Source organism: Limnovirga soli, from assembly GCF_013106755.1.
GTDB lineage: Bacteria > Bacteroidota > Bacteroidia > Chitinophagales > Chitinophagaceae > Limnovirga > Limnovirga soli.
Window position 1 is genome coordinate 108,701 of record NZ_WHPF01000014.1, and the last position, 18,704, is coordinate 127,404.

The following is an 18,704-nucleotide window of genomic DNA, read 5'->3' on the forward strand; positions in this document are numbered from 1 at the left end:
AAGCACCGCTTGCGTCGCACTCTTGTACTGTAAAACAAGTGGCGGCAAAAACAGCCGGTAACTATTACAAAATTGTATTTGAACGCAGATATGAATTATTCAGAAATTTTGCCATCAGGAATAAGTATTGTGCCCATGCAACAATCTCATGCTGATGCGTTGGAGCAGCTGCAGTATATCGTTTTCCCCGATTTACAGGAAGATGAGATTTTACATGCACCACAATACAGGCAACATGTAAATATTTTTCCTGAAGGACAATTTGTAGCTACAGATGGCGAAAAAATAATTGGCGCAACCAGTTCTATCCGGTACCATTTTAATCCGGATATAATTGAGCACCACAGCTTTTTTGAAATTATGGGCGGTGGCTGGTTTACTACCCACGAACCAAATGGAGAATGGTTATATGGTATGGATGTAAGTGTACATCCCCAATACCGCAACCTGGGCATTGCCAAAGCATTATATAGGGCAAGACATTTTACCTGTAAACAGTTAAACCTAAAAGGGCAAATGACGGTGGGCATGTTAAATGGTTATGCCAAACAAAGTGCTTACATGACCATAGAAGCCTATTACGATAAAGTAAAGTCGCACGAATTGTTCGATCCTACCGTTTCTGTGCAGGAAAAAATAGGGTTCGAAATAAGGGGTTTAATGAAAGATTATCTGAACGATCCTACCTGTGGCAATGCAGGCGCTATCATTGTTTTACCGGTTGATAAAAATATATAAACACACTAAAAATATAAATAACGATCATGGCTTACATTCAATTAAAAACAGCAATACCTGGCCCTAAGGGTGCCTTAATGCTGGAACGTAGGGCAGCAGCCACACCAAAGGGCCTTGCCAAATCAACAGAAGTGGTAGTAGAAAAAGCAGAAGGTGCACTGGTTTGGGACGTAGATGGTAATCAACTGCTCGACTTTGCCGGTGGTATTGGAATGATTAATGTGGGGCACCGACCGGAAACAGTAGTAAACGCCATAAAAGACCAACTGGATAAATACATTCATACCTGTTCGCTGGTTACCACTTTTGAACCATATATCGAATTGGCAGAAATGCTAAACAGGTTAACTCCGGGTGATTTCCCTAAAAAAACCTTATTGGCCAATACCGGTACCGAAGCGGTAGAAAATGCTATTATGCTGGCAAAATATTATACCAAAAGGCCGGCCATTATTTGTTTCGAAGGGGCATATCATGGCCGTAGTATGCTTACACTTTCCTTAACCAGTAAATACAGTTTATTTAAAAAGGGTTTTGGCTCATTTGTGAGCGATATTTATCGGTTGCCGGTGCCCAATCTTTATCGTACCCCTGCGGGTATGACTGAAGAGCAATACCTCAATTGGTGTATCAGTAATCTGGAGCATGCATTTATAGCCCAGGTAGACCCAGAAGCAGTAGCCGCATTTATTATAGAACCCGTTTTAGGGGAAGGCGGTTTTATACAAATGCCTGCACCATTTATCCAAAAAATTCGCGAACTGTGTGATAAATACGGCATTGTAATGATTGCCGATGAAATTCAAAGCGGCAGTGGCCGCACCGGTAAACTATTTGCCATAGAGCATACCGGCGTAGTGCCCGATATGATGACCATCGCCAAATCAATGGGCGCAGGTATGCCAGTAAGCGCAGTAGTAGGTAAAGCAGAAATTATGGACTGCACACATTTGGGTGGTGTGGGTGGCACCTACGGAGGTAGCCCCGTTGCCGCCGTTGCCGCCATAGAAGCGTTGAAAATATTAAGCACTCCAGAGTTTCTTGCACAAGCTACACACGTTGGTGCGCTTATAAAAACTACACTTGATGCATGGAAAGAAAAATATGCCCTTGTTGGCGATGTACGTGGCATAGGTGCCATGTGCCTGGTAGAATTTGTAAAAGATAAAACCACCAAAGAGCCCGATATTGAACTGGCTATGGAAGTACTAAAAGATGCCGTACAACATGGTATTATTCTAATACGTGCCGGCTTATATAGCAATTGTATTCGCCTGCTGCCCCCAATTGTAATGAACGACGATCAACTGCACGAAGGATTGGCAGTATTGGAAGCCGCCATTCAAAGGGCACATGCAAAAAGAAGTAAATAAATAATGGGCCCGGCAGTAGAAAGCTAATGCAACTTTACTTGCGTCGCACACTTCAGGGCCTGGATATATTATCAGCAATTAATACAGGTTTTCATGCAGGTTCAAATAGCAAAAACAGATGCAGATATAGAAAAATGTCTGGACGTAATGTTGGTACTTCGTCCTCATCTGCAGACAGCAAATTTTTTACCCCTTGTAAAAGAAATGATGCAGGAAGGGTATATACTGGCATTTATTGAAAACAATGGTAAAGCAGCATCAGTAGTAGGGTACAGATATCAGCAATATTTGTATAATGGCAAACATTATTATATTGATGATTTAAGCACACTTCCCGAAGAGCGGGGCCATGGCTTTGCTGGCATGCTAATAGATTTTGTTTGCGAAGAAGCACGTAAAAGAAATTATACCGCCGTTACACTCGACTCAGGTTACACCCGTTTTGATGCCCATCGCCTTTATTTAAACAAAGGTTTTACCATGGTATGCCATCATTTTTCCAAAACAGTATAATAGCATTTTGTGGCACAACTAATTGTATATAATGCACAGGTACTCACCCAAAACACGCAACAGCCTGTTGCAAATGCATTTGCTGTAGAAAACGGCAGCATTACAGCAATAGGTAATGCTGATGATATACTGCCCTTACAGCAATCAAATACAATAGTTGTAGATGCCAAGGGTAACACGATATTGCCAGGGTTTATAGATGCCCATATTCACATTTGGAAAGTAGGTAACTTAAAAACATTTCTCCTTGATCTTCGTGGTGTTTCCTCCATTGTGGAAATGCAGGATCGGATTTCTGATTTTGTACAACAAAACCCTGGAAATAGCTGGATTCAGGCCCGTGGCTTTAATGAGGCGAATATGAAAGAGGGCCGCATGCCCACAAAAGAAGATCTTGATAAAGTGGTACCCAACAGGCCATTATGGGTAATACGCACCTGTGCTCATATTGGCGTAGCCAATTCAGCTGCAATAGCATTAGCTGGGGTTACCAATCAATCTGCCATTCCGGTTGGCGGCGAAATGCGGTTACAAGCCAACGGTAGCTTAAATGGCATTTTTACCGAAACTGCTTTAGGATTAATTACCCAACATATTCCTGCCTATACTGCAGATGATTATGCGCTAATGGTAGAAGCTGCCCAAAATGAACTTATCAGTTATGGTATTACGGCTGCAACAGATCCGGCAGTAATGCCCGATTTATTAGCCACCTATTATCAAATGGCGGCAGCGCAAAAATTACTTGTTCGCATTAATGCCATGCCAATTCGCGTGCCGGATGGTGCCAGTGAAATTTTGCCTGTTCCTGAACTATACAACAGTGAAAAATTACAGGTGAATACAGTAAAGTTTTTTGCGGATGGTGGCCTTAGCGGTATGACAGCTGCCATGAATAAACCATATAAGAACAGCGATTCTCTTGGCGTTCTTCGTTTAACAGAAGATTTTTTTTATCCACTTGCCAAAGAAGCAGTCATTAAAGGTTTTGGTATTGGTACACATGCCATAGGCGACAGGGCAATTGAGGTGGTATTGGCAGTATATAAACAATTGTATAATGAAGGGCATAGGAGCTTGCGTATAGAACACCTGGGATTACCTTCTGTAACCGATTTGCAGCAAATGCAGGCCATGCAAATTCATTGTGTATCGCAAAGTATATTTCTAAAAGAGCTAGGCAAAAATTTTGCCATGTATCTGGAAAAAGAAAGATTAGATCGTTGTTATCCATACAGGTCTGTACTGGATGCCGGCGTAAATCTGGCATTATCCAGCGATGCACCTGTGGTAAAAGACTTTAACCCGGTTACCGGCATAATTGCTGCATTACACAGAAATGATATTGCAGGTAATACATTGGGCAATGGAGAACAAATTACCCTTCAGGAAGCAATATATGCATATACATTGGGTGCTGCCAAAGCTAATGGTACTGATCATTTGAATGGTAGTTTAGAGACTGGTAAAAAGGCTGATTTTATCATTCTCGACAAAGCACTTACGGGTCATTTAGCCGTCAATGAAACTTTCTCCGTACAATCCACTTATATTGATGGTGAATTGGTATATCAACAATAAATTATGGTTTGTTCTTTTTATTCTTCCTTATTTCCTGCAGTATTTCTGCTTCAGTTTTTAAAATGGAGTCATCAGGTATTTTTTTTATAAATACGGTAATAAGGGCGCTTATAGAAGTATTGTTTTTAAGTGTGGCTTTTATTATTACAGAGTCTCCTTTATAACTTGAGTCAATAATCAAATCGTTATTTATAAACTTGCCCGTATTACTCCAAAAAATAAGCTCCTTTTGGGTAAGCGGTAAATATTTCCCGTTTGATAATGTTGCATCTACGTTTATGTAGTTGTGAACAACCTTTTTTAAACTATCCGTATACAAGTGAAATTCAATCCTGTCAATGGTTTGGGCCTGTACACGGTGGCAAATAAATAATCCCGTTGCCAGTAATAATATCTTCATTTTCCTATGCATATCATTTGTAAAATACTGCAAATTTTTTGGTGTGTTTGTTAAATTTTCCTGTGTAATGTACCTGGCTAATTGCATAAATTAGGCTTTACTTGCGTCGCACACTTTTACTCCAGAATGCATTGCAGCAAATTTGGTAGTAATACATGTTTTTTGCTCAATATTTAATCTGCAGATGAAAGGATTGCGACGCAACAGTCGATGCCATAAAATACTACAGTTGGTATCACCATTTTTTATAATTTTTATTTTATCCAATCAAATTTTTCCAGCATAATCCTGTCTTTTTCTTCCTCTAAATACTTTAAAAATGAAGTTGAAACAGGCGAGAAATTTTTACTCTTCATCCAGATAATATTCCATTTGGAAATGATGGGCAAACCCTTTACCGGTATAATTTGCAGGTCGCCATTTGTAATCTCGTTTTTTATACCAATCAATGGCATGATAGAGCATCCAAGGCCCGCAATTACTGCCTGTTTAACCGCTTCATTAGAGGTGAGTTCCATTTTTTTGCGCACTGATAAATTATTCTGTTCAATAAATTGCTCCATAACATAACGGGTTCCAGAACCCGGCTCCCGGTAAATAAGGGGCAGTGTTTCCAGAAAATTTTTATCGTAGGCTTTAGTATTAAAACTCGTGTTTTTATTATTCACCAGGAATAATTTGTTATCCATCAATGTAATTTTATCAATGGGCAATTGTTCGGGCAACACAGACACCAGCGAAAAGTCTACCTCGTTGTTTTTTAAACTCTCCAGCACTTTTGCTTTATTGGTCACATCCAGCATTAATTCTATCCCGGTATGCTGCTGCAAAAAATCGGATAAGAAATAAGGCATAATATATTGCCCTGTTGAAACAATAGAAATTTTTAGTCGCCCGGTAAGCTGCCCTTTATGCGCCATTGTTTTGTAATTGATGGCATATACTTCATTTAAAATATTTTCTGCTGCTACTGCAATTTCCCTCCCAAAATCGGTAATAAAAATGCGCCGTCCTATTATGTTTATCAATGGAATTTCAAATTGATCCTGGAAGTTTTTAAGCTGAATAGAAACGGCCGGCTGTGTAAGGTGCAGGTCTTCCGCAGCCTTTGTAATGCTTTGTGTTTGAGTGATTTTTAAAAAAATCTGTAGCTGATGTAAAGTGTAGTTCATAAATATATTTTATGATAGTCATTATAAAGTTAAATAAAAATATATGCTTTGGCTTGCTCAATTTTGCGGCATCAAATATTTAAACACGCATATATGACAAAAATTACAGTTGCAAAAGGGGATGGGATAGGTCCGGAAATTATGGATGCTACCCTTCAAATTATGTTTGCTGCAGGCGCACAAATTGAGGTAGAAGAAATACAGGTAGGAGAGCAGGTGTATCTGGCAGGTAATACAGCTGGTATTGCCAAGGATGCCTGGGATATTATTCGCCGCAACCGGATTTTTTTGAAAGCCCCCATTACCACTCCGCAAGGAGGAGGGTACAAAAGCCTGAATGTAACCACCCGAAAATTTTTGGGGCTATATGCCAATATAAGGCCCTGTGTTAGCCTTCACCCATTTGTAAAAACAAAACATCCGCAAATGGATATTGTAATTATCAGGGAGAACGAGGAGGATTTATATGCAGGAATAGAGCACCAGCAAACAGATGAAGTAGTGCAATGTTTAAAACTTATTAGCAGACCAGGTTGCGAGAAAATAGTACGATATGCTTTTGAATATGCCAGGCAATATGGTAGAAAAAAAGTAACCTGTTTTACAAAAGATAATATAATGAAACAAACAGATGGATTGTTTCATAAGGTGTTTGATGAGATTGCTGTTGAGTATCCGGAAATTGCAAATGAACATTGGATTATAGATATTGGTGCAGCAAAAATGGCCGATACACCCGAAATGTTTGATGTTATTGTAATGCCCAATTTATATGGTGATGTACTCTCTGATGTAGCAGCACAAATTACTGGCTCAGTGGGTTTGGCTGGTTCTGCAAATATTGGTGAATCCTGCGCCATGTTCGAAGCCATCCATGGGTCTGCCCCCAAAATGGCCGGACAAAACAGGGCCAACCCCTCTGGTTTACTGCAAGGCGCTATTATGATGCTAAACCATATTGGACAAAGTGAGGTAGCCGAAAAAATACAAAATGCATGGTTAACAACGATTGAAAAAGGGTTACATACAAACGATATTTATAAAGAAGGGGTAAGCCTGCAAAAACTAGGTACCAAAGAGTTTGCGCAGGCTGTAATAAATAATCTTGGTAAAACACCACATTCCTTTAAACCGGTTTCTTACGAGAAAGAACATGTTTTGCAACTACCTGCCTATAAACGCAAGCCAGCCGCTAAAAAGGAATTAAAGGGGGTGGATGTATTTGTACATTGGTCTGGCACCAACCCGGCTACGCTGGCCTCAATCATGCAACAAATGGAAACCAATGCTATTAAATTAACCATGATTACAAATCGTGGTATCAAAGTGTGGCCCGAAGGTTTTGAAGAAACTTTTTGTACCGATCATTGGCGCTGCAGGTATAAACCAGTGGTTGGCAAAAGCATTTTCCCCGAGCATATTATTCAATTGCTAAGCAGTGCCATTGCCAATAATATAGATACTATTAAAACTGAAAATCTTTACTCATTTAATAACATTGATGCCTTCTCATTAGGGCAGGGCCAATAATAAAATACCATGATAATACAATTAATAAATGGGCACTTTACAGCTCAGGAAGCCATTGAAATATTAACGCAAATGATACACGTTAAAATTAAATTTCACGAAAACAAGATCCATAAATCAGCAAATGAGGAAGATATCAAGTTTCGGGAAAATAAAATCAAGCAGCTGCAGAAAGAACTGCATAATGCAACACAACATATTCTTGTAAAAGGTAAATCTCTGGATGTTTTTGCAGCAGTGGAGTTGGAGTAAATTTAGCATATTTATTAGGCCGGCTAAACAATAGCTTCAGCTTTACTTGCGTCGCACTCTTGTACGTATGGTAATGCTATTCAGCAAAAGGGTTTGGGTTATGCAGCTTTATTAAAGGGCAATGGTTAAATTCCATTGCCCTTTAAAAAATATTGTTAGCTAAAATGCAGCTTTACCAGCCACCGCTTGCGCCACCGCCACCGCTACTGCCGCCGCCAAATCCACCGAAGCCACCGCCACCGCCGCCGCCAAATCCACCGCCACCACCGCGGCCACCGCCACTTAATAAAAATGGAAGCAGTAAATTACCATATCCTCTGCGGCTCATCATACCACCACCACGTCCACCACCGCCACCACGGGATACCAACATGATTACTACAGCCACCACAATCAAAAATGTAAATATTGATCCGCCGCCACTATCGTTATTTTCACGAGAACGGGCTTCGCTATATTCCCCGGCAGCTGCTTTACCTAAGGAGGTAATGGCTTCATCAAATCCACGGTAATAATTTTCGGCTTTAAAGTTGGGGGTAAGATCGTTATCTATAATGCTTTTAGCCGTAATATCAGGTATGGCACCTTCCAGTCCATAACCAACTTCAATTCTTATTTTGTGATCTTCTACTGCAACTAATATTAATACACCATTATCATGTTTGCTGCCGCCAATACCCCAGTCCCTAAATAATTTATTGGCATAATCAGCCACATCATATCCATTAAGTGTTGGTATGGTTACAATAGCAATCTGGTTTCCGGTACTATCGTCTAATGCCACCAATCTTTCCTCTAGAATCGCTTCCTGCTCAGGTGAAAGCACCTCGCCGGCATCAGTAACCAAACGTTGCGGGTTTGGTTTGGGTAATACATCCTGTGACCATGAGTTAATGGCAACTGTGCTAACTATTAAAAAGAGTAATATTTTTTTCATGGTCATATAGAAAAATGCTGCCCAAACGGGCAGCATTTATTTTGATTATTTTCCAAAAACAATCTCATCAGGCAATTCATTTTTGTCGGTAGCTGCATCGTAGGGGAAATGGTGGGCCAGCGCTGCACCAATTTCTGTAACTACTGCCGAAATGCCTCTGGCATAATCGCTTTTATTAAAATGCTGTAACATATGTGCTACCGCCTCATGCCAAAATTCTTTGCCTGTTTTAGCATAAATACCTTCATCGCCAAAAACAGCCAGTTGTTTATCTTTTAAGGCAACATATACCAGCGTGGCATTGCGGTACACTGTTTTATCCATTTGCAGGTTATAAAATAACTCAACTGCCCTGTCCATGGCATCTACATAAGTGCAATTTGTTTCAATATAAACACGCACTTCTCCGCTGGTTGCTTTTTCTGTTGCCTGTATTGCCTGCAAAATCAACTCTTTTTCTGCCTGCGATAAAAGATCAACTGCTTTTTTCTTAAATAGTGAAAACATCTTGGTGTTGTAGGTTATTTGATGTTAAACTCAATATCCGGTGCTTTTTCGCTACCTGCATCTGCTTTATAGTATGGTTTTTCAGTAAAGTGAAAAATACCTGCAAAAATGCTGTTAGGGAAAGTTTTTACACTTAGGTTATACCCGTTTACAGATTGGTTATAATCCTGGCGTGCACGATTTATACGGTTTTCAGTTCCTTCAATCTGAACCTGAAAATCCTGAAAAGATTTGGTAGTTTTTAAATCAGGATAAGCTTCTGCAACTGCCATTAAACGGCCAAATGCACTTTGTAACTGTCCCTGTGCTGCCTGGTATTTTGCCAGAGATTCGGGATCGTTAATGTCAACTGTAACACTGGTGGCTTTTGCCCTGGCTTCCATTACTTCTTTTAAAGTAGATTTTTCAAAATTGGCCGAACCTTCAATGGTTTTAATAACGCTGCTATACAAATCTGTACGGCGTTGGTAATTGGTTTCTACATTTCCCCATACCTGTTTTACATCCTGATCTCCTTTTACTAGCCCGTTATAACTGCTGCAGCCACAACCGCCCAGTACAACTATTAAAGCAACAATAACTATTAATGCAAGGTTTTTAGTTTTCATGATCTTTATCTGTTTTATTGAATAAATATACATCAAATCGTACACCACGAAAATGAAATATGACAATATAGCATAAAACAAAAGCCACCGGTAAATTCGGTGGCTTTTGTGGTAATATGGTTTACCGTATTATTCAATCAAAAATGGCATATAACCCCACTTATTACACCTCAGTTTTATGCATTTAATGATTTAGATATTAGTTTTATGCCTTTACAGCAGCAATACCTGGTAATTCTTTGCCTTCAAAATATTCCAGCATGGCACCACCGCCGGTGCTAACATAGCTTACTTTATCATTAAAGCCAAATTGGTTAACGGCAGAAACGCTATCGCCGCCACCTACCAGCGAAAAGGCACCATTGCCTGTTGCTTCTGCAATGGCAACTGCCACCGCTTTTGTACCAGCCTGGAATTTTTCCATTTCAAAAACGCCCATTGGACCGTTCCATAAAATAGTTTTTGAGCGGCGAATTACTTCAGAGAATATGCCGGCAGCTTTTGGGCCAATGTCTAAACCCATCCAGCCATCTGGTATGGCATCACTCATACATACTTTGGTATCAGCATCTGCTGCGAACTTATCGGCAATTACAGAATCTTCGGGCAAATGTATACTTACATTTTTATCCAGGGCTTTTTGTAATAATTCTTTGGCTGTGTCCAAACGGTCTTCTTCACAAAGTGAATTGCCAATTTTACCACCACGGGCTTTCATAAATGTATAAGCCATGCCACCACCAATAATAATATCTGTGGCTCTTTCCAACAGGTTTTCGATAATGAGAATCTTGTCAGAAACTTTGGCACCACCAATGATAGCTGTGAAAGGTTTTTCGGCCTGATGTAAAACTTTTTCTGCACTGGCTACTTCGCTATTCATTAATAAGCCAAAGCCTTTTTTATCGCTGCTGAAATATTGCGCTATTACGGCAGTGGAAGCGTGTGCCCTATGTGCTGTACCAAATGCATCATTGATATAAATATCGCCGAGTTTTGATAATTTTTGTGCAAAAGCTTCTTCGCCTTTTTCTTCTTCTTTATAAAAGCGCAGGTTTTCTAATAATAATACCTGACCTGGTTGCAGCGCTGCAGCAAATTCATATGCTTGCTCACCGATACAATCGTTGGCAAATATTACGCTGGTGCCAGGTAGTAATTCGCTTAAATGGGCTACAATATGTTTTAATGAATATTTATCTTCCGGTCCACCTTTGGGGCGGCCCAGGTGACTCATTAGAATTACACTTCCGCCATCGGCAAGTATTTTTTTGATGGTGGGTAATGCGGCAGTCATTCTGGTATCATCAGTAATAGCCAGGGTTTGTTTATCCAGCGGTACATTAAAATCTACCCGTACCAGTGCTTTTTGTCCGGCGAAATTGTGGTCTGCAAATGTGATCATGGTAATAAGTTTGGTTCAATTGAATGAATGGTTGATAATTTACCTTAAAAAATAAAGCCACAGCGTTTCCACTGCGGCTTTTATTCTTTTATACTTAGCGCTTTGCTGCGCAGTGTTTTGTAAGTACAAGTGTGCGACGCAAGTAAAGCTACATAGCTGTGCTTTACCCCTGGCTAAAAAATTACTTTGTAATTAAACCGGCGAAGAACTTTACAGTACGTACCAGTTGACTTACATAGCTCATTTCATTATCGTACCAGCTTACTGTTTTAACCAGTTGTGTATCGCCAACGGTTAATACTTTGGTTTGTGTTGCATCGAACAAAGAACCGAAGTGTGTGCCAATAATATCGCTGCTTACAATTTCATCTTCGGTATAACCAAAGCTTTCTGTGCTGGCGGCCTGCATGGCTGCGTTGATTTCTTCTACGGTTACTTTTTTAGAAAGGATAGAAGTTAATTCAGTTAAAGAACCAGTGATGGTTGGTACACGTTGTGCGCTACCATCCAGTTTGCCCTTTAATTCTGGTAATACAAGACCAATGGCTTTTGCTGCACCTGTTGAGTTAGGAACAATATTGGCTGCCGCTGCACGTGCACGGCGAAGATCGCCTTTTGGATGCGGTGCATCTAATGTGTTTTGGTCGTTGGTGTAAGCGTGAATGGTAGTCATAATACCAGTAACGATACCATAGCTGTCGTTTAACACTTTAGCCATTGGAGCCAAACAGTTGGTTGTACAAGATGCACAGCTGATGATGGTTTCGCTGCCATCTAAAATGTTGTGGTTTACATTGTATACAACTGTTTTAAGATCACCTGTTGCTGGTGCAGATATAACTACACGTTTGGCACCTGCAGTAATATGTGCTTCTGCTTTTGCTTTATCGGTAAAGAAACCTGTGCTTTCGATTACTACATCAACTTCATGGGCGCCCCATGGAATTTGTGCAGGATCTCTTTGTGCATATATTTTAACGGTATCTCCGTTTACAACGATTGAATCTTCAGTAGCGGTAACGGTAGCATCGAAACGGCCTTGGGCACTATCATATTTTAATAAATGTGCTAATACTTTAGGACTGGTTAAATCGTTAATTGCAACCACATCAATACCTTCCATGTTGTAGATTTGACGATAAACCAAACGGCCGATACGTCCGAAACCGTTGATCGCAACTTTTACTGTGCTCATGTTTTATTTATTTAAGTTTTTAAAAACTTCGCGAATTTACAATGATTCGGTAGATTTTTTATGATATTTTTTCATTATTAATTGAAATCCTCGTTTGAAACGCAGGATTTTTTAGCCCTTTTTACTTCATTTCGCCACATATTTTTTTGTTGAATAGTTGAATCTTAAACAGATAGGCCTAAAAGGCTACATTGATTATAATAAATAAAGAAGCATAGGAAAGGGATTATTTTTAAACGGGTAATACAATGCTTTGCAGGTAAGAATAGAATAAAAAATAAAAAAAGTTTTGCCAGTTAATTTCACTCGCCTATTTTTGCACTCCCAAAACAAAAAAGGATATCAAGGTTTAACCTTGTTTTCTTAATGGAGCGTTGGTCAAGGGGTTAAGACACCTCCCTTTCACGGAGGAATCACGGGTTCGATTCCCGTACGCTCTACAAAATAAACCGTTGAAAACCAACGACTTACGCTATGCCGATAAAAAAAGTCGGGCGAAAAGTCGGGCAAAAGAAAGAAGTTATGGACTAATTGAACAATTCAAAAATCAAGTACCCATGACTTCTTTTTTATTTAAAAAAGCCAAGCTTTACTTCGCCAAAGGAGACCTTTCAAAGGAATGGTACATTGAATATTACTACCTAAAGCCCGGTACCACCGATACCTACCAACGATTTAAAGAGCGTTTTAACATCAATCGCATCCCCAATTTACAAGATAGACTTGCTTACGGCAACGAGTTTGTGAAGTTCATGAACAAAAAGCTGCAAAGTGGTTGGAGCCCCTATACGGCAATTGAAAAGGATAAACAGGAAATGCCACCAGTGCTTGACCAACTGCAATTGATAATTAGAGATTTAACCGCCAGTGCATCCAAATACAAGATTGATACTTTGAACGAGCAACTTAACCGGTTTAAAAAGTTTGTAGAAGCCCACAACCTGGAATCATTTTCTATGCAAGATTTTACTGAGCAGCAGGCCGATGATTACCGGGTGTATATGGATAAGGAGTTGGACCTATCCGTTAAAACCATCAATTCTTCGCTAAGTTATTTTACGGCCATTTGGAAACATGCCATCAAAGTAAAAAAGTGGTGTTTGCTAAACCCGTTTGATAATATTGATCGCATGAAAAAAACGCAGAAGCCTACCAAGGTGGAACGTTTTGAACCTATTAGTAGTAAGGAGTTAGATATTATTTTACATAACCTGCGCGAAGGGCAGCAGCCTTTTATTGTATTTCTCGGCATGATCTATTTTGCATGGGCTCGGCCTGCCGAAATTGCCCGTTTAAAAATTGCTGATATTGATTTGCAGCAAAACATTATTCGTTTCCCAAAGGGCGAAACTAAAAATAAACAGGGTGCTTACGTGCAAATTGTGCCGCCGCTAAAAAAGCTGCTGGCCAGTATTAACCTGCAAAATTACCCCGGCAATTATTACATTTTTAGTGGCGATAGTACCGGTTTTATGCCCGGCAAAACAAAGCTTAACCGCCAACGTGCCACCGCCCGATGGCTTGACACTGTTAAGAATGGAATGGGCATTACAAAAGATATGTACGCCCTTAAACATACCGGTAATATTGATTACTTGTTAAACAACAAAGACAATATAGATCTTAAGTGGCAGCAAATGCAAAACCGCCACAGCAGCAGCGCCATGACGGAACGCTACAACCGTAAACTGGGCGCCTATTTTATTAACTGTAGCAATTTACATTTTAGAGATTTTTAGCCAAGCAGGGGAATAAGCATGTGGCTTTACTTGCGTCGCACACTTGTGCGGTTGGATTATTACTCGGCTTTTACAAAGGCAAAAAAGCAGATTTTTAAAATAAAATCGTGCCACAAATTCATATTGCTATAAACCTTAGCCAAAAACGTGATAAATCACGGGGTGCGTGATTTATCACAGACCAAACCGCGTGATAAATCACGCTTTTTTGTGTTACCAGGATATATAAATTTGTGGTAGGGATTTCAAACTATTTTACTTTATTAGATTGCTGCTATAAACAATACAAAATGTATAATAACACTTTGGTGATTATCAATGGTTTTAAATTTTGGATTATATCAATTAATAGCATCAATCTTTGAGTTGTAGGCGATTTCATCGACGTTACTACTAAATTTAAAATATGAGTGGAGAACTAATCGGAATTTTGGGTGGTTTAGTTGGGTCAACCATGACAGTAATAATCACGAAATTTTTGGAGATTGTACAACAGAAAAATGAATTTTCCTTTGAATTAAAAAAACAATTTTTCTCAAAAAAATTACAAGCAGCTGAAGCTGCTATAATGCAATACTCGCATTTTTCTGAAGCGCTAAACCAATTAAGTATTTTATATAGTCGTTATAGGGAGAGCGATTCGAATGTTGGGCAAGACTTAACAAATAATTTTTTAAAGCAAATCGACGACAAAATCGCTTTGGCAAATAGTTCATCTCTAGCTTTATCCAACGCAATAGGACTATATTTTGATTTACAATCAAACTTCACTTCAAATCAAATTTTGACACATTTTTATGATAGCCTAAATATGTTAGCTCCATATACAGAAAATGTAGAGTTTACACATGATCAATATTTAAGAAATATCGGTGGTAATCAAGAAGCTGAGGCCTATCAAATTTATATCGATGCAGAAAATAATTTAGACCAAGCAATGAAAAAAGTTGGCGAAGAATATAAAATAGCTGACACAGAGTTAAGAAATCAAATGCACCAAATTAGAAATAGCATGAGAAAATATGAATAAACTGCCTACAACATGGGGTTTTATGCAAGTTAGGCTTGAGAAACTAATTTCAGTCAATTGCAAAGGCGGGCATTGGTTACGGCTGGACAAACAATATTGAGCATTAGTTTTAATTTCAACAAAATATTTACAATCAGCAGCGGCCAGGGCAGACGGAATTCTAATTCCCAACCTGCATAAAGCCATGTTCGTTGGGCGTAATATTTCACCACCATTATAATTATGACTCTACAAGATTTAAAAAATCAAATTGTTCAAATTATTGACAATTTAAAAAATCACGGAATTTTTCCTAAGGAAAATAATTTATATGAATTAACGAGTCAACTAATTTTAGGACGAGACAAAATCGCTACTGTACTGCATCCGAGCTTGACGGAATTCTGTTCGGCAAATAGCTGTTAACTTGTACTTTTAAATTATTATTAGGCTGCAGTTGTGGGCAGACACAGCATTAAATATCCCATCTGCGGCAATACTGGTTCGTTATCTGTAATTTTACCGAAAATTCAGACTACTCACAAAAAAATATAATATGACAAATTTTAGAACTCAATTTCTATTAGTAGGTTTTTTACTGACTTCATTTTTTTTACAAGCACAAAAAATTAAAGACCCAGATGATTTTTTAATTCCAAAAGGAGTTGACAGCTTACCTAAAATATTTCTTTTAGGTTCTTTTCATTTTGAATATCCAAATTTAGACGCAAATAAAGTGGACAAGTCAAAACAAATTGATATTTTATCAGAACAAAAACAGAAGGAATTACAAAAACTGTTAGATTATATAGCCATATTTAGGCCAACTAAAATTTGTATTGAAGCTCCTGTACAATGGAATGCAATGGAAAAGTATAGAATGTATAAAACAGGGAAAAAAGAATTAGGACGAGACGAAATTCAGCAAATAGCATTTAGACTTATGGATAGATTCAAGTTAGATACAGTTTACTGTGTTGATGCAAGCACAATTGCTGACGATTTAAGCGAATCAAAAGATTCAACTGTAATTAAACCATATATCGACGAAATATTCAAGGACTATTCTTTTAAGGCTATTCCTACTTACAAAAAATGGATTGAGTACGAAACAGAGCAGAATTTAAAAGTACCACTGTTTGAGTATTTCAAGTATTTTAATTCCCAGAAAAGATTTTTGCGTGATTATGGATATTATTTATCGGGAGAATTTAAAAACGGAAAATACAATGGTGCAGACGCATTAGCCACTTATTGGTATGACCGAAATTTGCGAATTTTCAGAAATATTCAACGAATTACAACTTCATCAAATGACAGAATTTTAGTTTTATTTGGAGCAGGACATATTTCGATTTTAGACCAACTTCTAAAATGTACACCAGAATATAATTACATAAAATTTGACGACCTGAAAAACCAAAGCAACCGGTAAAAATCGGTTTGACAATATGGCGGGGCGACGAATATATTCTCAATTTTTTATTCGCTGATCGTCTTCAGATCCAGCCGACGAATAAAGCCGAGCAAACGAATAAACAATGAATTTATATTTATAAATTTAGCAGCGGTTACGGGCTGAGGATTTTCAAATGCAAACTGGTCGCCAATCCGTTTGGGTTAGCGGTCATTGTAAAGAGACCCTACGAGGTAAACCGATATTTGACAATTAAGGCAGAAATATATTCAAGCATCAATGGAATTTAATCAAGACAATAAGGTTGTGCAACTTTGTGCTGCAGGCATGGAACTGGAAGGACAAGGCAAATTAATAGAAGCCAACAATCGGTTTGAAGAAGCATGGAATTTTGCTTCAACTGACTTTGAAAAATTTACTGCTGCACATTATATGGCTCGACAACAAAAAAGCATTTTGGATAAATTAAATTGGGACAATACGGCATTAAAACATGCTTTAAAAATTAACGATGATAGCATTAAAGAAACTTTGCCCTCTCTTTATTTGAACATTGGAAAATGCTATGAAGACCTAAGTGATTTTGAAAATGCAAAAATCAATTACAAGGCAGCTTTCTCTTTTTCAACTTATCTTCCTGACAATGGATATGGTAATATGATTAAAGCTGGAATAAATCGGGCACTTGATAGAATTAACTAGCTATCAGGAGCGATACTTAAGAATTGATGCAGATGAACTCCGAACCGCAAGCATGGGTTATAAATGGCAGCAAATGCAAAACCGCCACAGGAGCAGCGCCATAATGGAACGGTACAACCGTAAACTCGGCGCCTATTTTATTAACTGCAGCAATTTACATTATAGAAATTTTTAGCCAGGCACTTGAATAAGCATTTGGCTTTACTTGCGTCGCACACTTGTGCGGTGGGATTATTATTGGGCTATTACAAAGGCAAAACAGCCCATTTTAAAAATAAAATCGTGCCACAAATTTAAATTGCTATAAACCTTAGCCAAAAACGTGATAAATCACGGGGTGCGTGATTTATCACAGACCAAACTGCGTGATAAATCACGCTTTTTTGTATTACCAGGATATATAAATTTGTTAAACTGCTTTGTAGCTATTTTAATTAATTAGATTGATGCTATAAACAATACAAAATGTATAATAACAGTTTGTTGATTATCAATGTGTTTAAATTATATATTATAACAAATAATATCATCAATCCTTGAGTTGTAGGCAATTTGCAGACACACTCTAATATTTTAAAGAACGGCAGGACATAAAACCAATTATTATGACAGTTTATAACAACTTTGAAGAAATTGCAAAGGAAATTTCAGAAAAAACACCTCCAATAATTTATAAGTACAGAGACTGGGAAAATGATTTTCATAAAACAATTATAACACAGCAAGAGCTATACTTTGCACAACCGCATACTTTGAATGACCCGTATGATGTGAGACCTCCTTACAATTTTGTTGTACCCAACTTTGATGTGGAAGTAGCACGGAAAAGAATTAGAGACTCAGGCAAATCAATACGACCTGACTTATCTGATGAAGAATTAGAGCAAGAAGTGGAAATAAGATTGCAATCTATTATCCAAGACCCAGTCACCTATTTTAAAAAGAATAGAATGGACTACGTCCTTGACAGTTCAAGATATGACACTATTGGTGTGCTTAGTTTCTGTTCGGCATTTGACAATGAACCAATGTGGGCTCATTATGGAAACAATCATAACGGTTTTGCAATCGGCTTCAACACAGTAAAATTAGCAAGAGTTTTAAATTGTGCAGTTGGACTTGTAGATTATAATGACACACCTTTAGATTATCATATAATGGGTGACAACTCTGGATTGCTTGAAAAAGAACTTTTCAGAAAATCAACAAAGTGGCAATCTGAACAAGAATTAAGGTTTTTAACAGTGGGTGTGGGTTTCTATAGAAATAGAGTAAATACATTTCCTGCAGACGCTGTTGAAGAAATCATTTTTGGACTAAATACAAGTGAAGAAACACAAAACGAAATAATCGCCGCATCAAAACAAACACTTCCTGAAGTTTCTTTCTATAAGTTAGTAGTTAAAGCAGACGCCTTTGGTTTTGACAAGGAAAAAATACAATAGACATCAAAACTGCCTACAACAGGTGGTTTAGCAAAATTGGGGCTGGACAAACATAGCTTCAACATTTTATCATTATCATCATTGGTTCGGGCGGACACAACATCACCGGGCATTTGTACGCAACTTCAAAATTTAATTATAAATTCAGTATCGGTTCTGGGCGGACAGTTATAAAATCCCC

The 18,704-nt window shown here is 38.3% G+C and carries 18 protein-coding genes and 1 tRNA gene; 12 read left to right on the top strand and 7 right to left on the bottom strand.

The features are described 5' to 3' along the window. Positions 1 to 90 precede the first annotated feature (90 nt). From GD597_RS17900 to GD597_RS17915, 4 genes are all read left to right on the top strand, one after another. Positions 91 to 738 carry a GNAT family N-acetyltransferase gene (locus GD597_RS17900; RefSeq protein WP_171609277.1) on the top strand — a complete coding sequence of 216 codons (648 nt, stop codon included), beginning with the start codon at positions 91 to 93 and terminating at the stop codon, positions 736 to 738. 26 nt (positions 739 to 764) lie between these two features. Further along, the gene (locus tag GD597_RS17905) at positions 765 to 2,111 is read left to right on the top strand and encodes an aspartate aminotransferase family protein (protein WP_171609278.1); all 1,347 of its coding nucleotides are present in this window, start codon (positions 765 to 767) and stop codon (positions 2,109 to 2,111) included. Between the two features lie 93 nt (positions 2,112 to 2,204). After that, the gene (locus tag GD597_RS17910) at positions 2,205 to 2,624 is read left to right on the top strand and encodes a GNAT family N-acetyltransferase (RefSeq protein WP_171609279.1); all 420 of its coding nucleotides are present in this window, start codon (positions 2,205 to 2,207) and stop codon (positions 2,622 to 2,624) included. A 9-nt stretch (positions 2,625 to 2,633) separates the two neighbouring features. Then, positions 2,634 to 4,205 carry an amidohydrolase gene (locus GD597_RS17915; RefSeq protein ID WP_171609280.1) on the top strand — a complete coding sequence of 524 codons (1,572 nt, stop codon included), beginning with the start codon at positions 2,634 to 2,636 and terminating at the stop codon, positions 4,203 to 4,205. Position 4,206: 1 nt separating this feature from the next. Here the strand turns inward: GD597_RS17915 and GD597_RS17920 are convergent, their stop codons facing one another. Continuing rightward, entirely contained in the window at positions 4,207 to 4,605 is a 399-nt protein-coding gene (locus tag GD597_RS17920; protein WP_171609281.1) for a hypothetical protein, read from the bottom strand. Between the two features lie 254 nt (positions 4,606 to 4,859). After that, positions 4,860 to 5,777 carry a LysR family transcriptional regulator gene (locus GD597_RS17925; RefSeq protein WP_171609282.1) on the bottom strand — a complete coding sequence of 306 codons (918 nt, stop codon included), beginning with the start codon at positions 5,775 to 5,777 and terminating at the stop codon, positions 4,860 to 4,862. A gap of 93 nt (positions 5,778 to 5,870) precedes the next feature. On the opposite strand from GD597_RS17925, the gene GD597_RS17930 reads away from it, so the two are divergent. Beyond that, on the top strand, positions 5,871 to 7,307 hold the full coding sequence (locus GD597_RS17930; RefSeq protein ID WP_171609283.1) for an NADP-dependent isocitrate dehydrogenase: 1,437 nt from the start codon (positions 5,871 to 5,873) through the stop codon (positions 7,305 to 7,307). 9 nt (positions 7,308 to 7,316) lie between these two features. After that, entirely contained in the window at positions 7,317 to 7,559 is a 243-nt protein-coding gene (locus GD597_RS17935) for a hypothetical protein (RefSeq protein WP_171609284.1), read from the top strand. Between the two features lie 172 nt (positions 7,560 to 7,731). Here GD597_RS17935 and GD597_RS22105 read toward each other — a convergent pair whose 3' ends face one another. From GD597_RS22105 to gap, 5 genes are all read right to left on the bottom strand, one after another. Then, positions 7,732 to 8,496 (bottom strand): TPM domain-containing protein, encoded by a 765-nt coding sequence (locus GD597_RS22105; protein WP_171609285.1) that lies wholly within the window; start codon positions 8,494 to 8,496, stop codon positions 7,732 to 7,734. 45 nt (positions 8,497 to 8,541) lie between these two features. Next, a complete protein-coding gene (locus GD597_RS17945) occupies positions 8,542 to 9,003 on the bottom strand; it encodes a TPM domain-containing protein (protein ID WP_171609286.1) in 462 nt (153 codons plus the stop codon). Positions 9,004 to 9,017: 14 nt separating this feature from the next. Next, positions 9,018 to 9,611 carry a LemA family protein gene (locus GD597_RS17950; RefSeq protein WP_171609287.1) on the bottom strand — a complete coding sequence of 198 codons (594 nt, stop codon included), beginning with the start codon at positions 9,609 to 9,611 and terminating at the stop codon, positions 9,018 to 9,020. Between the two features lie 205 nt (positions 9,612 to 9,816). Further along, the gene (locus tag GD597_RS17955) at positions 9,817 to 11,016 is read right to left on the bottom strand and encodes a phosphoglycerate kinase (RefSeq protein WP_171609288.1); all 1,200 of its coding nucleotides are present in this window, start codon (positions 11,014 to 11,016) and stop codon (positions 9,817 to 9,819) included. A gap of 181 nt (positions 11,017 to 11,197) precedes the next feature. Continuing rightward, positions 11,198 to 12,211, bottom strand: a complete 1,014-nt coding sequence (gene gap / locus GD597_RS17960) for a type I glyceraldehyde-3-phosphate dehydrogenase (RefSeq protein WP_171609289.1) — start codon at positions 12,209 to 12,211, stop codon at positions 11,198 to 11,200. A gap of 368 nt (positions 12,212 to 12,579) precedes the next feature. Here gap and GD597_RS17965 point away from each other — a divergent pair. The 6 genes from GD597_RS17965 to GD597_RS17990 all read left to right on the top strand — a co-directional run bounded on the left by GD597_RS17965 (position 12,580) and on the right by GD597_RS17990 (position 18,523). Beyond that, positions 12,580 to 12,651, top strand: a tRNA-Glu gene (locus GD597_RS17965). A 117-nt stretch (positions 12,652 to 12,768) separates the two neighbouring features. Further along, positions 12,769 to 13,950, top strand: a complete 1,182-nt coding sequence (locus GD597_RS17970; protein ID WP_171609290.1) for a tyrosine-type recombinase/integrase — start codon at positions 12,769 to 12,771, stop codon at positions 13,948 to 13,950. Positions 13,951 to 14,356: 406 nt separating this feature from the next. After that, entirely contained in the window at positions 14,357 to 14,980 is a 624-nt protein-coding gene (locus GD597_RS17975; RefSeq protein WP_171609291.1) for a hypothetical protein, read from the top strand. Positions 14,981 to 15,515: 535 nt separating this feature from the next. Beyond that, positions 15,516 to 16,394 (top strand): DUF5694 domain-containing protein, encoded by an 879-nt coding sequence (locus tag GD597_RS17980; RefSeq protein ID WP_171609292.1) that lies wholly within the window; start codon positions 15,516 to 15,518, stop codon positions 16,392 to 16,394. A 261-nt stretch (positions 16,395 to 16,655) separates the two neighbouring features. Continuing rightward, positions 16,656 to 17,078 (top strand): rRNA adenine methyltransferase, encoded by a 423-nt coding sequence (locus GD597_RS17985; protein WP_171609293.1) that lies wholly within the window; start codon positions 16,656 to 16,658, stop codon positions 17,076 to 17,078. Between the two features lie 605 nt (positions 17,079 to 17,683). Beyond that, positions 17,684 to 18,523: a DUF2971 domain-containing protein gene (locus GD597_RS17990; RefSeq protein WP_171609294.1), complete on the top strand. Its 840-nt coding sequence runs from the start codon at positions 17,684 to 17,686 to the stop codon at positions 18,521 to 18,523. The last annotated feature ends 181 nt before the right edge of the window (positions 18,524 to 18,704 follow it).

Bases quoted from the DNA above. Each gene is read 5' to 3' on its own strand.
- GD597_RS17900 (WP_171609277.1), top strand. From the start codon at position 91: ATGAATTATTCAGAAATTTTGCCATCAGGAATAAGTATTGTGCCCATG.
- GD597_RS17905 (WP_171609278.1), top strand. From the start codon at position 765: ATGGCTTACATTCAATTAAAAACAGCAATACCTGGCCCTAAGGGTGCC.
- GD597_RS17910 (WP_171609279.1), top strand. From the start codon at position 2,205: ATGCAGGTTCAAATAGCAAAAACAGATGCAGATATAGAAAAATGTCTG.
- GD597_RS17920 (WP_171609281.1), bottom strand. From the start codon at position 4,605: ATGAAGATATTATTACTGGCAACGGGATTATTTATTTGCCACCGTGTA.
- GD597_RS17925 (WP_171609282.1), bottom strand. From the start codon at position 5,777: ATGAACTACACTTTACATCAGCTACAGATTTTTTTAAAAATCACTCAA.
- GD597_RS17930 (WP_171609283.1), top strand. From the start codon at position 5,871: ATGACAAAAATTACAGTTGCAAAAGGGGATGGGATAGGTCCGGAAATT.
- GD597_RS17935 (WP_171609284.1), top strand. From the start codon at position 7,317: ATGATAATACAATTAATAAATGGGCACTTTACAGCTCAGGAAGCCATT.
- GD597_RS22105 (WP_171609285.1), bottom strand. From the start codon at position 8,496: ATGAAAAAAATATTACTCTTTTTAATAGTTAGCACAGTTGCCATTAAC.
- GD597_RS17945 (WP_171609286.1), bottom strand. From the start codon at position 9,003: ATGTTTTCACTATTTAAGAAAAAAGCAGTTGATCTTTTATCGCAGGCA.
- GD597_RS17950 (WP_171609287.1), bottom strand. From the start codon at position 9,611: ATGAAAACTAAAAACCTTGCATTAATAGTTATTGTTGCTTTAATAGTT.
- GD597_RS17955 (WP_171609288.1), bottom strand. From the start codon at position 11,016: ATGATCACATTTGCAGACCACAATTTCGCCGGACAAAAAGCACTGGTA.
- gap (WP_171609289.1), bottom strand. From the start codon at position 12,211: ATGAGCACAGTAAAAGTTGCGATCAACGGTTTCGGACGTATCGGCCGT.
- GD597_RS17970 (WP_171609290.1), top strand. From the start codon at position 12,769: ATGACTTCTTTTTTATTTAAAAAAGCCAAGCTTTACTTCGCCAAAGGA.
- GD597_RS17975 (WP_171609291.1), top strand. From the start codon at position 14,357: ATGAGTGGAGAACTAATCGGAATTTTGGGTGGTTTAGTTGGGTCAACC.
- GD597_RS17980 (WP_171609292.1), top strand. From the start codon at position 15,516: ATGACAAATTTTAGAACTCAATTTCTATTAGTAGGTTTTTTACTGACT.
- GD597_RS17985 (WP_171609293.1), top strand. From the start codon at position 16,656: ATGGAATTTAATCAAGACAATAAGGTTGTGCAACTTTGTGCTGCAGGC.
- GD597_RS17990 (WP_171609294.1), top strand. From the start codon at position 17,684: ATGACAGTTTATAACAACTTTGAAGAAATTGCAAAGGAAATTTCAGAA.